We start from the raw sequence: 15,992 nt of genomic DNA on the forward strand, positions 1-15,992 counted from the left end.
ATCCATGGTTGGCTTTGGAGTCCAGCTGGTCGCGCCGAAAGGATTTGATGCCTTCAGGCAAGGCGTTCACTACTATTTCATCGGTGAAACGAAAGACGGGTTCGTCCATCTGGCTTGGTTCGGAGAGGAAAAGCATGGGTGGCGGGTTCGCCTTATCACGATAGCGAGAACCAATCTCGAGAAGGCGCTCGCGGACCGCCTACTGGTGGCGGCCGACCCGCAGCTGCAAATGCCGCCATGGCTTGAGGGACACGACAACACGAATTTCGAAGCACTCGAGGATCTACGCCCCCGTACCAGAAAGAAAAAGCCGAAGAGGACCTACAAGGCGCAGGCAGAAGATCGTCTGCACTCAATCTCTGCTGCTCTTGAGGCTAAGGCCGAAATACTTTCGTCGAACGACCCTTTGAAGGAACTGAATCAGTACGTTCCCAAAGGGAAGCATCCGCACAGGGTGCAGCTCTTTTTCTTTGCCTATGTTCTTCATGGATCTGGGCAGGACCTCTGGACCCTGAAGAAGCCAAGTGAAAACACGGGAAGGTGGAACCGCACTTCGGAAGCACACAAGCACAAGAAGTTTGGACTGGAGTCCTCGGACAAGGGGACTTGCTTTAACTCCCCGTCGACTCTGGCGGCAGACCAGATCTGCAAAGCATACTTGAAGCGATGCGGCCCAGGGGTAACGATGGCCTTCATCTATCGTGAAGCGATGGTGGATGAATTCGAGTGTGTTGCCATTGAAGTTCAACCTGGGGTGTTTACCTACACACACCCGCGTGGCGGTCCTATTTATTCGTACGGGCAATTTCGAGGTCGAGTAGTCCGACGCTTTGGTCTAGACCAAGTACATAAGACGGTCTATGGGGCCCGTCGCTGTCGCAGGAAGCGGGGCTACAACGAGGGCAATTTCACCGCCCAGTACGCACGGCTGATGGAGGCCATCGAGGTTGACGCTTACTACGCTCATCAGCGTCCGAAGCCGTTCTTTTCCGAAGGTCCAGGCGTGCGATTGGCCGTAGCTCGGGGCATATGTTGCAGGTCGTCCGCCGTAGCTGGCATAGGGTTCGCAATAGGCGCGGAGAACGAAGAAGCCTACCGTGCAATGTTGTTCTGCTGCGCCGTTCCGAAGACCTATATTGCAAGAATCTACGGAATTCCTCCAAAAGACTTTGAGGACTGGATCACGCTGGGTTGTCCACCTTACCCCCGGTCTGACCGCGGACCAGCGGGGGTTCGAGAACTCGTTGACGAGGTCATGGTGAAGTTCCCCATGAAATCCGTAGCCCCGTCATACGATCCGCAGGCGAAGGCAATAGTCGAAGGAACGAACCCCAAGGAGGTCGCCGTTGAGGGCGAACCAACTTATGTTCAGAGCCCATTGAACATAGTCGAAATGATGAAGCAGGAGCTATACAGGGGGCGGCTCGAAAACTTCACACGCAACATCGCATCCCGTCTGACCGACCCAGAAATCGAAGAGTTCAATAAGACTGGGCGCTCGGCTACGCCTCATTGTCTTTGCGAGTACCTCCTCGAGAAGCTCTGTAATGCGGGCCAGATCTGGCAGATCGAGCGGGCAGTCCGTGCTTTCTGGACACCCACGGAGTTCACGGTGGACAAAGACGGGGTCAAGTATCGGCATCGTCACTATTCTTCTGATGCCCTAAAGGCGACCGGCTTTCTAGGGTCAACCGGCTCGGGCGCAGTTCCTGTCAAAGGCTTTTCTCTAAGTGCGGTGTTCCTCTTTGTGTGGGTGGAAATAAGGGGCCGCCTGATCGAGGTAAAGGCTTTGCCACGAGCCCGGGCTGATGACGAGGATTTTGCGACGCCGCGCGCAGAGGTTGACGATGCTGCGGAAGGCAAGAAGGAACTTGAGTCGAGAACGCGCCGAAGCGCGGCGGCCGCTGACGGCGACACAAGGAAGAAGTTCCGAGGTGCTGTTGGAAAGCCGTTCGATGCGGGCACCAGAAAGAAGGGCACTCCAAAGGTGTCGGCCACGGCGACCCACGAAGCTGCTGTCGCAAAGGGGAAGACCAGAGCAAAGGCTGCAAGATGAAGCTCAATGTACGAGTCTCACGTTTTCAATTGGAGCTGACCGACCAGCAGTTTGATGCGCGCGTTGAGCGTCGAGCGATCCCGAAGGCCCTTGGACAGGGGAGTCCCGAACATGACGGAGCCGTGTTTGTCGAGGCGGCAAAGACCGTATTTCTGTGTTCTCCTCACATCAGGAGCCTGTTGCGTGCCATGGTTTCGATGGCGCTGGCGCATGCCGAAAGGCACTTTCCGGCTGGTGCGAACTTCACGAACCAGGCATTCTCCAGATGTCAGTGGGGAACTGAGCGCGCTTCAGCGATTTGCTTCTGTGGCCATTCGGGTGTTGGCAAGTCCGAATTGCTGAAGGCGCTGGGCCGGCTTCTGGCGACAGACGCTACGGTTGATGAACCCGGAATCTCGGGCTTGCCATTGGAAGCCGTCTGGCTGACAAAGGTAGAAGCCCAAGGCGGGCTTACACAGATACTCGGGCCCGCCGTAGTTCGGGCCAACAGGCTGTTGAGCGGGAAGCCGCTTGATCAAGCAGGGGAAGAAGGCAGCGAAGCGCCGAACACACCGTTGAGAATTCGTGGGCTGCCTCAGAAAGCCAGGTACCTGACTTGGCGTAACGCAGTTTGCCTGCTGTGTGCTGATGAGTTTCAGAACATCTCGACCGGCGAGGCGTCGGCGAAGGCCACAGGCGTGCTCCTGCAACTTAACGGCATTGGCCCAGTCTTGATTTATTGCGCGAACTTCAACCTAGTCAACAAGTTGAAGCGCCGAAAGCCCCAAGACCAAAACCGCCTGCTGACCCATCCCTTGATCATGCTTCCCGAACAGCCAGGATCGCAGGCGTCGTTGGACTATATGCTTGAACTGGTGAAGATTGCTCCGAAGGTTTTCATTTTCGATGCCAAAACTGCTGAGCCAGAAATAGTCGAGTACACCTATAACCTTAGGGACAACATCGTTCAGCTGTTCAAGTGGTCTTATATCGAGGCGCGGCGGAAGGGACGGCACACTGTTGATCTTGCGGGATTGAAGGAAGGCTATTGGTCACTGGGGTATTCGGCAATTAGGTCGCAAGTTGAGACGCTCCGGCTCCAGGTCAACCAGGGCCAATGCCAGGATCCTGATCTTTGGTGCCCGTTCCAACCCTGCCTGTTCTGGGCCGAGGAAGAGGACGGCGGCAAGAGTAGTACGGCGCCGAAAACGACGCAGCAAGCTGCGGTTGCTCAGGCAACCGCGGCGATTAAGGGGTTTGAGGCTCGCGTCGACGACGCTCTCATTGCCGCCGCGTTGCCTCCTGAGCAGAAGGACGCTAGCTCCACAGCCCGCCCGAAAGCCAAAGCCAAACCCAAAGGCAAAGGCAAAGGCAAAGGCAAAAACCAAAGCAAAGGCAAAGTCATCGCGCTTCCCCGTCGCCCGACCTCTAAGGACGAGCTCCTCAAAGGGGCAGACTTAATTGATGAGCTCTGAACGGTTGGCAGGCTCTCGAGAATTCCGTTCTCGGTCCCTGACGGTTTTTCCCTCAATTCAGGGTTGGACAGGAGAGAAATCCACAGCTCTGACGAATTTTCGATAGTGCTGGCTCTGGGGGGAGACCTTACCGTTCTTCTGTTTACGAGCAGCGCCGCGCCGCTGCTGTGGATGCTGCGCCGCCGGCCCCTGGGCGGGGGCTGGTGGGGATCGGCCGCAGCGGCGCAGAGGCAGATAGAAGCTCGATCAGGGCCGCTTTGCCGCCGGCGCCGTCCGCCGCGTCTCGGCGCCGAGCACGCGGTCCAGCGCCTTGCGGAATGCCGAGACGTGCACCGCCTGGTTGCGGTTCGCCATCGAGTATTCGGTCGGCGACCCAGTGCCCAGCGACTGCGAGATCACGCCGACCACGCGCCACGTGCCGTCGGGCTGGCGCGCGAGCAGCGGCCCGCCCGACATGCCTCTCTCGAACGCGCAGTCGACGCCGAAGATGCCGGGCGCGGGGCCGAAGTCGCGTGCCCGGCAACCGGTCTCGACGGTCACGCCGGGCCGGCGAGCGCGCGAGCGGGGGTAGCCGATGCTCGTCAGCGTCGTGCCGGGCAGGCTTTCCGGCGTCGTGTCGCGGTCGATGCGCAGCCAGCCGTAGCGGTCGCCGAGGCAGTTGTCGAGGCGCAGGATCGCCCAGTCGCCCGCGGCGCCGGCGAAATCGTCTTCGGTGAAGCGCCCGGCGTCGACGACGGTCGCGATCGTGCTCGACGTGAACACCCGTGCCTTGCCCGGCTGCGGGCCGGCCTGGAAGCGCGCCCGCCGGGCTAAGCTCCACAGGTTCGCCGGGTCGCGCGACGCGCCAGCTGCGTACGGTACGTGGTGCGCGCTGACGACATGGCAGCGCCCGACGAGGAAAGCCGTGCCGCCGTTGCCCGTGCGCGGCTCGACGAGCGTGCCGACCGCGCGGTACGGCAGCGTGTCGGCGTCGCGTTGCACGCGGCGGTCGATGCCGTAGACATGGGCGTGGGCAACGGCAGCCTGCAGCAACGCGAGGCAGGCCAATGCGAGCCGTACGCGCCTAGGCCCCTGCACGCCGCCGCACAGCGGCCTCGCGGGCCACTCGGCGGGCAGGGTGTCGTCGCTGCAGGAACGCAGCAGGCATTGCATGGCGCGCGCGTGAAAGAAGGATCGAGGCCGGCAGACGCCCCCCGAAACACGAGCCTTGAGGTCTCGCTTGCCCAAGCGGCTCGAGCGCAGCGCGTCGCGCTTTTCGCTGCTGCAGATCAACGCCCCATGCGTTTCCCAAAGGCGGTCGCCCAGCGATCATTCAGCGTCGGGTTGCTCTCCTTCGAGTTGGGCGCTTTGAATGTCACCTGCAAGCTGTTGTCGGCCTGCCGCTGCAGGTCGATGGTCACCGCCGCGCCGGATTTGGTCCCGGTGATCCGCCCGTTGGCGCGGTCCGCGCTCGTGATCTCCACACCGACATCGGCCGCGGCACCAAGCGCGGCGTCCCAGGATCGATCGAAGCTCGGCGGCGTCGGGACGGTAGTGGTCGGATATCCGACATAGGGGTAGGGCGCAACGACGCAGCCAACGGTCAGCGAAGCGGCAAAGATGGCGAGGGCGAGGAGTCGGCTCATGGCATGCACCAGATCAGCCTGCATAAGGCAAGCGAGGCGGCCACGGCCGTGGTGAGTTTTCTCATAAGCGGAGTCTCCTTGCTTTGTATGAGGAGCGTTCACTCAGAACGACCAAGGGCGGCCTTGCGGAAGTCAAATGTGATCGATATCGGTCGCGAGGAAATCGGCCTTTGGTCCAATTGAATGGCGTTTTCAACAAGGCGACAATTGAAAATTTGGTGCGCGACCGCGGGCGACCGTGAGTCTCTAGGACAGGCCCAAGGTTTCGATCTTCCTTCGCTGAGGAGTTGGAGACCGGGGTCCGCCTCGGTCGGCGTCCCGACTGCTCGGCGAAAATGACCCAAAATTCTCCCGAACGCGGCCGCCAAAAGCCATGGACCCCGTCCCTCAGGCACGCATCGCGCTCGCCGCCGGCTACGTGCCTCGCGGCGCACACACTGCATGACCCTAAGGGCCACCCTGTTGAACTGCGCCCGCAAGCTTTCGACGTGCTGTGCGTGCTCGCCGAACGGCGCGGCGAGCTGGTGACGAAGGAGGCGCTATTCGCGCGCGTTTGGCCTGGACTCGTCGTCACCGACGACTCGCTGGTGCAGGCGGTCGGCGACATCCGGCGCGCGCTTGGCGAAGCGGGGCGTAATCTCGTCCGCACCGTACCTCGGCGCGGTTACTTACTGGAGGCGATGCCGCCGGGCGTCCCCTCCGGCGATGCACAGGAGCCGACTGCCGGCCTGCAGCCGCACTCCGCCGATGCCCGCGCAGCCGTGGACACGCGTGCTGCGGATGCCGCACCGCGCGGGCGCTGGCGCTTCCTCGCCGCCGTGGGCCTCACCGGCCTGGCAATCGCAGCGATCTTCGCAGCGTCGCGCTGGGCCGCCCAGCCACCTGTCCGCAGCGGGCAGCCGTCGATTGCGGTGCTGCCGTTCCGTGCTCCGACCGCCGAAGGGGAGCCGCTCGCGCGCGACCTCGCCGCTAATCTCGTCTCCGAGCTTGGCCGTAGCGCCGACCTGCGCGTGCTCGCCAGCCAGTCGAGCTTCGCTCTCGCCGACGAGCGCTCGCCCCTGCCCGAGATAGGGCGCAGGCTCCGCAGTCGCTACCTCGTCGGCGGGACCGTGCGGCGCGACGGGGAGCGGCTGGCGATGACGATCGATCTGCTCGATAGCGAGGATGGTCGGGTTGTCTGGTCGGCTTCGCACGACGTCGATCGCGAGTCGCTGGCCGCGACCCAGCGCGCGCTAGTCGAACGCATTGCCGGCTCGCTGCAGACGCGCGTCGCACGCCACGAGGAGCGGCGCGCACTCGAGGCGGCGCCGCGCTCGTTCGATGTCGTCGCGCTCACCGCGCAAGGGCGGACGCTGCTGCGCCGCTACAGTGCCGAAGGCATCCGCGAGGCACGCCGTCTCTTCGAGCAGGCGATCGAGCGCGATCCCGACTATGCGCCGGCCTGGGTAGCGCTCGGGCAGGTCAACAACATCGACATCGGCACTCGGCTTACCGGCGAGTGGGACCGACGCCGCATGCCAGAGGTAATGGCCCAACTCGAGCGCGCGATCGCACTCCAGCCGGATTTGCCGCTGGCCCACCTCGCGCTGTCGGAGGCGCAGGGCGTGGGCGGCGCGTTCGACGCCTCGCTCTCTTCGGCCGCGCAGTGCCTGCGCCTGAGTCCGAACGACGCTGGCTGCCTCTACGTGCTGGGTGCGGCCGAGCTGCGTGTCGGCCGCGTCGCCGAGGCGGTGGCCCACCTCGAGCAGGCGCGCGACCGCAACCCGGTCGCGCCTGCATTCCTGGCAGCGTTCTACGGCAGCGCGTTGTGGGCTGCACGTCGCCACGATGAGGCCTTGCGCGTCGCCGACGAATGCTTGGCGATGGCGCCCGACTTCCACCGCTGCCGCGTCGACCGCGTCTCTGCGCTTGCCGAGTTGGGGCGCGAGGCGGAAGCGCGAGACGAGGCGCGGCGCCTGCTGCAGCGCGCACCGAACCTGACCGCGGCGGAGTTCGCCGGCGGCTTTGCGCCTGCCGCGGCTGCGCTACGTGAGCGGCGCTTGATGGCGGCCAACGTTGTCGGCATACCCGGCCGCTTGTGACGTGTACGCGACGCACGTGCGCTGCAGCCGGGCTGCGCGTCCCACCCTCGCTCTCCATGCATGACGTCGATCCGGTGGCCGCTTCCTGCCGGTTTGCGATCGTCCGCTGTCTGGCCGACAGCAGACGTTAGGCGCGACAAGCTGAGTGACCGCAAACAGTCTGCAGCGGCCGTCTAGGCGCAGTCACAGGCGCCACCTTGATTTGAGGGATCGCGGCCGTCAGGTTGCCCGCACGAAGGAGCGTCGTGACCTTGTCGGGTCAGTGAAGTCCGGTCTAAGTTTTTCTTCCGTGAATGCACGCCCTTCGCATTGGGCATCGCTTCGGGCGTCCACGTCCTCATCTGCTATTCGGGGGCGCGGCTAACATTGCGTCCAGTGGCCAAGACAAACCGAAAGCAGGGCAGCCTGATCAGTCTCATCATCCGGCGCAGCCGGGAAGAACGTCTCGCGCAATCGGCGGGCGCCCTCGCCTTCACGACAGCGGTGTCCATGGTGCCGCTGCTTGCGGTGAGCTTCGCTTTGTTTGTGCGCATCCCGGCTTTGCGCACTATTGGTGAAGCGATCCGCGAACACCTGCTCCGTGGCCTGCTGCCGGCCGACATCACCAAGACGGTCCTGAAGCACCTGGCGCAGTTCACGGGCAATGCCAGCGGGCTCACGCTCGTGGGTTTCGCGGCGCTGCTGGCGTCGGCCTTCGCGCTTCTCCTGAGCGTGGAGAACACCCTCAACCGGATCTGGCGGGTGAAGAAGCCGCGCCCGGTTCTCCGCCGGTTGGCCCTGTACGCTGCAATGCTGCTTGCTACGCCCATGATCGTCGGTGCGAGCTTATGGGCCACGTCAAATTTGCTGGCGGCCTCCGGCGCGCTGATGGTGACGCGATCGGACTGGGTGACGCACGCCCTGAACCTGGGACCCGTGGTGCTGGGCGCTTCCGGCTTCGGTTGCCTGTTCCGCTTCGTGCCGCACATAGCTGTGCCATGGCGCAATGCGATCGCGGGCGGCCTGCTCGCCGGCATCGCCTTCGAGTTCGGCAAGCGCGGCTTCGCGATTTACCTCGCCAACGTGCCCACCTATCGCACGGTCTACGGCGGTTTCGCGCCTCTGCTAGCCTTCCTGGTGTGGGTGTACTACTCGTGGTTCATCACGTTGGCAGCGGCGCTGGTCAGCGCCAGCATGCAGCGCACTGATGCGCAGGCGGGGCGTCGGCTGTCGCGGGCATAGGCGCCACCATGTCCGCTTCCGGCTAGGCTGTCCTGTTGCGTGTTGGCGCCCATTCACGCCGACGGCGGGCTAAGCGTACCCGCACAGCGATTTCGCATGCATGACGACATGCAGCGACCACTTTCAAACCAATTTGCAGAGAGTTAGGGAATCAACACACCGCCATCAATGGGCAGCGTGTGCCCTGTCGTGAATGAAGCGCGTTTCGAGCACAGCCAGATCACGGCCTGGGCCACTTCCTCCGGTTCGCCCAGTCGTCCAACGGGATGCCGGGCCAGCATCATGGCGCCCAGCTGGGTGTCCTTGTTGAGAAACCCTGCTCCCTCCGTCAACGGAGTCTTGATGACAGCGGGTGCTACTGCATTGATGCGAACTCCCTTGTCGGCATATTCGAGCGCCGCCGCCTTGGTCATCCCGACTACGCCATGCTTGCTGGCGTAATAGGCGACGCCGACTCGTCCGCCGACGAGTCCGGCAACAGACGACATGTTTACGATGGCGCCCTTGGTCGCGACGATGTACGGCAATTCGTACTTCATGCTCAGGAAGACGCCCTTGAGGTTGATCGATACGACCTTGTCGAAAACGTCCTCCGGATACTCGGCCGTCGGGACCATGTTGCCCCCAACCCCTGCGTTGTTGAACGCATAGTTCAGTTTTCCGAAGCGCTCGACCGTTTGCGCGACCATGCGTTGCACGTCGGCCGAAATCGAAACATCGGCCTGGACGAAAAATGCCTCACCTCCGGCATCGGTCACCATCCGAACGGTCTCGCCTGATTCTTCGCTTCTTCGGCTCGCCACGACAACCTTTGCGCCCTCCGCTGCGAATGCCACCGCGGTCGCCCGGCCAATCCCGGAACTTCCGCCAGTGACCAATGCAACTTCACCCTCGAACATTTTTGCCATGACAGTTCTTTCCAAGAAACTCCGACAGGCCTGATCCAAACGGACCAGGGGTCGTGGACGAATGGGTGAGCCGAGTGTATTCCGTGCGGAAATAGCTCAGTTAGATGCCGCTCGGCCGGGGACGCAAAACCGGGCTAATGCATAGTTCGCTTTATGACGATCCACGAGCCCATCAACTCATTGCCGCATGGGTTTCTGATACCTGTAAGGAGTTACGACGACGGGAGCACGTAGCGAGAAAGGGGTGATCACGAGCGACTATCGGAGGTGCTGGCTCAGCTTCGCGCCGGTTCCATGTGGATTGCCAACAACATTTGATCGCCATGCTGAGCCATAGAAGCCACCCGAAGGCGTAGGCTAGAGGCCTCGCAACAATGAAAGGAGGTGATCAATGTCTACGATCTTCAGGTCCGAGACGGATCATCGCCAAGCCGTAGGGACTGATCCTTACGTCATATAGCCCTTCGTGGCTGGACCTGCGGACGCCCCTCGAACACAGGGGCGTCTGTTTTATGGCCAAGGCATTGGCCGAGTGGGACGGGCCTGAGCCTCAGCCCACGAGTCGGACGGCGACGGAGGCAAGGCCAAGGCTCAAGCTAGTGAGAGCGCAACGCGCAGTTTGCTGTCCAGCCCCAGATTGAAGAGAGCCAAGTCCGGCGTTCGGTGCTAGCTGCAAGGCGGATCCGAACGGCAGCGGTATTTGGTGGCCGGGCGCTGTCATGCGCTCGGCCTCGACTTTGTCGCGCGCGGTCGAGTTGGCCGCGCAGCAACAGGCGGATTGGCGACTAGCCAATCGTAGAGTGCCTGAGCGGCGACCGAGAAGCCACGATCCCTCCGGCGCACCAAATGGATCTTCCTTACAAGCCCGGGCCACTGAATAGGTCGTGTCTCGAGCTCTGGGCCGTGAAACTGATAGAGCGCCAGCCCCGGGACAATGCTGATTCCCAGCCCAGCCTTCACCAGTCCGCTGACCGTTGCGAGCTGGTCCACTTCCAGGATGGCCGGGAAAGTCGCGGGGTGCGTGGCAGCGTCCACGTATTGGCGCACGCTGGACGTTCGCGAAAGATGGATGAATGAGTAGCCTGTGATGTCCTTGGGCCGCACGGTCGGCAAATCGCCCAGGGGATGACCCTTGGGGCAGACCAGGTGAAACGTGTCGCTGCAGAACAGTTCGGCACGCAGTTCCGGAGTGTCTACGCGCGTCGCTGCCAAGGCAAAGTCCACTCGCCCACTGCGCACGCCTTCGATGCAAGGCTCAGACAGAACGTCGTAAACCTGCATCTCAATCCCAGGGTTTTCCCTGTGAAAGCTGGCCAGCACCTGAGGCAACCAATCTGCCGCCAGCGACGGCAGTAGAGCAATGGCGACACGCCCGCGCTTGCGTAAGGCGTGGTCGCTAACCCCCGCCAGAGCTGCGTCAACGTCGGCCAGGATCCGACGCACGGACTCCTCGAATTCCTTGCCCTCCGGCGTCAGGGCCACGCTGCGCGTGCTCCTGTCAAAGAGCCGCACCTTGAGCGCCGTCTCCAGCTGCTGAATCAGCGCGGTGAACGCCGGTTGCGACAGGTGGCACAGCGCTGCTGCACGGGTGAAGTGGCGCTCGTCTGCCAAGGCTGTAAAAGCCCGCAGCTGCTTGGTGCTCAGATTGATCGACATTTTGGATTAACCAATCAAAACCTTAAATTTCTCGGATGAGATTGTTGTCCATAAAGTCGCCCCAGCGTCGTAAGAACTGGAGACAACGATGAGAAGGTTTCGCTTTCGTCCAACGGTTGCATTGGTCCTTGCCACAGCAACTTGTGTAGCCGTAACCCTTGCGGCATGTGGTGGTAGTGACAGCACGCCGCCCGAAGCACCACCCGTGGTGGTGGTCACCCCCGCCACATACAAGGTCAACATCACCAAAACCGAGGACGTCCCGGGTACCTTCGGCAGTGTGGGCGCCTATCAGCGCTTGACTGGCACCTTCACCGGCGAGGTCGATCCGAAGGACGCAAAGAACGCGATCATCCAGGATCTGTCCCTTGCGCCTCTGAATGCCAATGGCAAGGTCGAGTACACGGCAGAGTTCGTGCTTGCGATGCCCAAGGACATGAGCAAGGCGAACGGTGTTCTGCGCTACGACGCGCCGAACCGTGGCGGCACGGTGGCGATGGATTCGTACTTTGCCTCGCGCGGCTACGTCTTCCTCACCTCGGCCTGGCAGGGCGACGTGCCGGCCGCCGCAGGCAAGCTGACCTTGACAGTCCCTGTCGCGAAGAATGCCGACGGTACTTCGATCACTGGCACCTATCGCGCCGAGCTGTTCCCGGCGACCAATACCACCAACTCGCTGACCTTGCCCGGCGGCCAGTTCAACGGTGCGATGGTTCCCTATGCGCCTGCCAGCCTGGACAACACGCTTGCGGGGTATACGCTGACGCGACGCATCAATGAGAGCGATGCTCGCGAGTTGATCCCAGCCAGCGATTGGAAATTTGCCAAGTGCGACGCAACAACGGCCTTCCCCGGTACGCCGGACGGGGCCAACATCTGCGTCAAGGGCGGATTCGACAGTCGCTACATGTACGAAATCGTCTATGTCGCGAAGGACCCGAAGGTGATGGGCCTGGGCTTCGCCGCTGTGCGGGACATGGTTGCCTTCTTCCACAACAAGGACAAGGACGCAGCCGGCAACGCGAATCCTGTGTTCGGCAAGATCACCAAGACGATTGCTTCCGGCGTATCGCAGTGTGGCAACTTCATCAAGACCTTCGTACACCTGGGCTTCAATCAGGACATCGACAACAAGCAGGTGTTTGATGGGGTCTTCGCCCAGATCGCTGCACGCCAGACGAACCTCAATACGCGGTTTGCCGTTCCCGGCGGCGGCGGCGGTGTTCGGGGGGACTTCACGGCATTGGGCCAAGCCGGCACACGCGGTCTTGCAGCGGACTACGTGGACGAAGTCTCGCAGCGCAGCGATGGCGGCATCCTGAAGCGCTGCACTGCCACATCAACTTGCCCGAAGCTGTTTATCGGTTTCAGCGGTTCCGAGTTCTGGGCCCTGCAGGGTTCGCCGCTACTGACCACCGCGTTCGGGACATCCGACCTGGTCCAACCCGCGAATGCTCGCATCTACTACTACTCCAGCTCGCACCATGTGCTCGGCCTGCCGAGCGTCCCTGCCAATACCAACACACCGCCTTTCGCCGTCGGCAACTTGTATGCCACCAATGGCAACACTGGGGTGGTGTCGGTCGTCCGGGCGCTGTATCAGGACCTCGAGGAATGGGTCGTTGCAGGCACAACGCCGCCCGACAGCCAGGTCCCGAAGATTGCCGATGCCACGCTGGTTCGGCCCGCCGCAGTCGCCTTCCCGTCCATTCCCGGCGTTACGTTCACAGGGCTTCATACGCGGTATCCGCTGCTCGATTGGGGTCCGAACTTCAAGGCAAAGGACGAGACAGGCATCGTGTCCCAGCTTCCGCCGGCATACCTCGGCCGTGACTACGCGATCCTCGTGCCGCAGGTGGACATCGACGGCAACGACAAGGCGGGCATCCGCAGCATCGACGTGGCTGCAGGATTGGGCACGAACACGGGCTGGAACTACACCAACAAACCCGGTGTGACCGACCTTGCAGGTTCGCCATTGGCCCCTGGGCTCGTCGGCGCCTATTTTCCGTACCCGAAGACCAGGGCTGATCGGCTTGCATCGGGCGATCCTCGCTTGTCCCTTGAGGAGCGCTACGTCAACCAGGCTGGCTATGTTGCCGCGGTGACGGCCGCAGCCAACGATCTGGTGGCGCGGCGGTTCATGCTGCGTGTCGATGCCGACGCAGCCATTGCCTCGGCGGTCGCGAAACCTATACTGCCCTGAGCGTGAGCTACAAGGACCATTTTGAGAACCATTCGAATTGGAGCGGGCGCGGGTTACTCTGGCGATCGGATCGAGCCCGCAATCGAGCTTGCTCAGAACGGCCGTCTCGACTATCTGGTCTTCGAATGCCTGGCAGAGCGAACGATCGCTCTGGCCCAGCAGACCCGCCGGGACAGGCCCGGCCTGGGTTACGACCCGATGCTGGAGCAACGCATGCGAGCGGTGCTTGCTGTCGCGCACACCAACGGCACGCGGATCGTGACGAACATGGGGGCAGCCAACCCGAAAGCCGCCGCCGCCAAGTGCGTCGAGGTGGCTCGTTCCCTGGGGCTGTCTGGACTGAAGGTGGCGGCCGTGACCGGCGACGACGTGCTTGATGTGATTCGTCAGGGTGACTACCGCCTCGAAGAAACAGGCGACTGCCTGTCGTCGCTGGGCGACCGCGTGGTATCAGCGAACGCCTACCTTGGCACGGCACCGATCGTCGCCGCACTCAAGGCGGGAGCGCATGTGGTCATCACGGGTCGCGCCGCCGATCCCGCGCTCTTCATGGCTCCGCTCATCCACGAGTTCGGCTGGGCCATGGACGACTGGGAGCGGTTGGGTCAGGCAACTGTGGTTGGCCACTTGCTCGAATGCGCGGGTCAGATCACAGGCGGCTACTTCGCCGATCCGGGGTTCAAGGACGTTCCTGACCTGGCCCGGCTTGGTTTTCCGATTGGCGAGGTCAACGACAACGGTGAAGTTGTCATCACCAAGGTGGCCGGCACCGGTGGTTGCGTCAACCCGGCGACCGTCAAGGAGCAACTGCTGTACGAGATTCATGATCCGGCGCGCTATTTGCAGCCGGACGTAGTGGCCGACTTCTCGAAGGTCCAGGTCAATGAAATTGGTGCGAACCAGGTGCGAGTCTCGGGCGGCCGGGGAACGGCGAGACCCGAGGCTCTGAAGGTTTCGGTTGGCTACGTCGACGGCTACATCGGCGAGGGCCAGATTTCCTACGCGGGAGCTGGCGCGGTCGATCGTGCCCAGCTGGCGCTGGAGATCGTGAAGGAGCGTCTGCGGCTTATGGGCGTCGAGACCACCGAGCTCAGATTCGACCTGATCGGAGTGAACTCCTTGCATGGCTCCGCCTTGTCGCATGCGTCCTGCGACCCCTACGAAGTGCGGCTTCGCGTCGCTGGCCGGACGCCCTCAGAACGGGAGGCCTGCCGCATCGGCAATGAAGTCGAGACGCTCTACACGAATGGCCCCGCGGGCGGCGGCGGCGCAAGGCACTCAACCAAGGAAGTGCTGGCCGTGCAATCCATCCTATTGCCTCGCGAATTGGTCAAGCCCTCATTCGAGATGATGGAGGCGTGACATGAAGCTGCGAGAACTTGCGCACTCGCGCACTGGCGACAAGGGAAACACTTCAAATCTCTCCTTGATTGCCTTTGACCCAGGTCACTACGACCACCTCAAAACGCACGTCACCGAAGCGAGCGTCAAGACGCTATTCGCCGAGCTCGTCAAGGGAGACGTCGTTCGCTACGAACTGCCGCAGCTCGGCGCTTTCAACTTCGTCATGAAGCTGGCGCTTGGCGGTGGCGTCACCAGGTCTCTCGCGCTCGATGCGCACGGCAAGTCTCTGAGTTCAGCGCTGCTCGACATGGACATTCCAGAACCCTCCGCATGACGCTCACCCTTTCGAGGGCAGGCGTAGTTGCCGCCCAATCCCAACCCTTCCTGGAAACAAAATGAACCGTAGAACATTGCTGGCAGCGCTGACTGCCATCCTTCCTTTCGCCGCCGGTGCGCAAGGCAGCTTTCCCGACAAGCCGATCACGTTCATCGTGCCATTTGCCGCAGGCAGCGCCACCGACCAGTTGGCGCGCGCCCTCGGCCAAGGCGTGACTCAGGAGACGAAGCAGCAGGTCGTGATCGACAACAAGCCCGGCGCCAACGCGTTCATCGGCGCGCAGGCCGCGGCCAAGGCCGCGAAGGACGGGTACACCGTGTTCATCACGACGAACACCACGCACGCCGCGAATGAGCATTTGTTCAAGAAGTTGCCCTATGACCCGGTGAAGGATTTCGAGCCGGTCACCCTTTTGAGCAGTGGCGGGCAAATCCTCGTTGTGAACAACAACCTGCCGGTCAACAGCGTGCAGGAGCTGATCAAGTACGCGAAAGCCAATCCGGGCAAGCTGTCATTCGGCTCCGGCAGTTCCTCCAGCCGCATTGCGGGTGAACTCTTCAAGCAGATGACGGGTTCGTTCATCGTGAACATTCCGTACCGCAGCAACCCACCCGCCGTGACCGACCTGATCGGTGGCCAGATCCAGCTGATGTTCACCGACATGGCGACCGGCTTGCCGCAAGTGAAGGGCGGGAAGGTGAAGGCGCTGGGTGTTTCCACCAGCAAGCGCATTCCTCTGGCGCAGGAAATCCCGACGATCGCGGAAGCGGGCGTGAAAGGCTACGAAAGCACGTTCTGGTTCGCAGCCTACGTGCCCGCCGGAACGCCGCCTGCGGTCGTTGCGCGCTTGAACGACATCCTGAGCAAGGCCAACAAAGGCCAGGCCGTGACGAACTTCTATTCAAGCGTGGGCTTCGAGGCGCTGGGAGGCAGTCCGGACGACCTGCGGAAGTTCCAGGCAGCCGAGACCCAGAAGTGGGGAAAGATCATCCAGACCGCGGGCATCGAGAAAGAGTAGGTAGCGAAGTCGCTCCGAATCGAAGCGCAAGGGTGCCCTTTGAGCCGAAGGTGAGCGTAGACAGCTTCGACGCAGCGTGTCGGGGC

Annotated in this window: 12 protein-coding genes; 8 read left to right on the top strand and 4 right to left on the bottom strand. The window is 62.3% G+C overall.

Annotation, left to right across the window (positions count from 1 at the left end):
* The first annotated feature begins 4 nt into the window (after positions 1–4).
* Together UC35_RS23590 and UC35_RS23595 are read left to right on the top strand one after the other, a co-directional pair.
* On the top strand, positions 5–2,056 hold the full coding sequence (locus UC35_RS23590) for a hypothetical protein (RefSeq protein WP_145979438.1): 2,052 nt from the start codon (positions 5–7) through the stop codon (positions 2,054–2,056).
* Positions 2,053–3,510 (top strand): ATP-binding protein, encoded by a 1,458-nt coding sequence (locus UC35_RS23595; protein WP_145979439.1) that lies wholly within the window; start codon positions 2,053–2,055, stop codon positions 3,508–3,510. Before UC35_RS23590 ends, UC35_RS23595 begins: the two co-directional genes overlap by 4 nt.
* A gap of 246 nt (positions 3,511–3,756) precedes the next feature.
* Here UC35_RS23595 and UC35_RS13295 read toward each other — a convergent pair whose 3' ends face one another.
* Entirely contained in the window at positions 3,757–4,662 is a 906-nt protein-coding gene (locus UC35_RS13295) for a trypsin-like serine peptidase (protein WP_082793145.1), read from the bottom strand.
* Positions 4,663–4,778: 116 nt separating this feature from the next.
* A complete protein-coding gene (locus UC35_RS13300; protein ID WP_145979440.1) occupies positions 4,779–5,135 on the bottom strand; it encodes a hypothetical protein in 357 nt (118 codons plus the stop codon).
* A 335-nt stretch (positions 5,136–5,470) separates the two neighbouring features.
* Here UC35_RS13300 and UC35_RS13305 point away from each other — a divergent pair, with 335 nt between their 5' ends.
* Both UC35_RS13305 and UC35_RS13310 read left to right on the top strand, forming a co-directional pair.
* Positions 5,471–7,216, top strand: a complete 1,746-nt coding sequence (locus tag UC35_RS13305; RefSeq protein WP_145979441.1) for a winged helix-turn-helix domain-containing protein — start codon at positions 5,471–5,473, stop codon at positions 7,214–7,216.
* Positions 7,217–7,591: 375 nt separating this feature from the next.
* Positions 7,592–8,437 carry a YhjD/YihY/BrkB family envelope integrity protein gene (locus tag UC35_RS13310; RefSeq protein ID WP_227820323.1) on the top strand — a complete coding sequence of 282 codons (846 nt, stop codon included), beginning with the start codon at positions 7,592–7,594 and terminating at the stop codon, positions 8,435–8,437.
* A gap of 143 nt (positions 8,438–8,580) precedes the next feature.
* Here UC35_RS13310 and UC35_RS13315 read toward each other — a convergent pair whose 3' ends face one another.
* Together UC35_RS13315 and UC35_RS13320 are read right to left on the bottom strand one after the other, a co-directional pair.
* A complete protein-coding gene (locus UC35_RS13315) occupies positions 8,581–9,345 on the bottom strand; it encodes a glucose 1-dehydrogenase (RefSeq protein ID WP_173861260.1) in 765 nt (254 codons plus the stop codon).
* 717 nt (positions 9,346–10,062) lie between these two features.
* On the bottom strand, positions 10,063–10,995 hold the full coding sequence (locus UC35_RS13320; protein ID WP_061503824.1) for a LysR family transcriptional regulator: 933 nt from the start codon (positions 10,993–10,995) through the stop codon (positions 10,063–10,065).
* Between the two features lie 94 nt (positions 10,996–11,089).
* Between UC35_RS13320 and UC35_RS13325 the strand changes: the two genes are divergently transcribed.
* The 4 genes from UC35_RS13325 to UC35_RS13340 all read left to right on the top strand — a co-directional run bounded on the left by UC35_RS13325 (position 11,090) and on the right by UC35_RS13340 (position 15,906).
* A complete protein-coding gene (locus tag UC35_RS13325; protein WP_082793149.1) occupies positions 11,090–13,207 on the top strand; it encodes an alpha/beta hydrolase domain-containing protein in 2,118 nt (705 codons plus the stop codon).
* Positions 13,208–13,225: 18 nt separating this feature from the next.
* A complete protein-coding gene (locus tag UC35_RS13330) occupies positions 13,226–14,569 on the top strand; it encodes an acyclic terpene utilization AtuA family protein (RefSeq protein ID WP_061500468.1) in 1,344 nt (447 codons plus the stop codon).
* Position 14,570: 1 nt separating this feature from the next.
* Positions 14,571–14,885, top strand: coding sequence for a hypothetical protein (locus tag UC35_RS13335; protein WP_061500469.1), 315 nt, complete (start codon positions 14,571–14,573; stop codon positions 14,883–14,885).
* Between the two features lie 61 nt (positions 14,886–14,946).
* A complete protein-coding gene (locus UC35_RS13340) occupies positions 14,947–15,906 on the top strand; it encodes a Bug family tripartite tricarboxylate transporter substrate binding protein (RefSeq protein ID WP_061500472.1) in 960 nt (319 codons plus the stop codon).
* Positions 15,907–15,992: the final 86 nt, after the last annotated feature.

This window comes from Ramlibacter tataouinensis, assembly GCF_001580455.1.
Classification (GTDB): Bacteria; Pseudomonadota; Gammaproteobacteria; order Burkholderiales; family Burkholderiaceae_C; genus Ramlibacter; species Ramlibacter tataouinensis_B.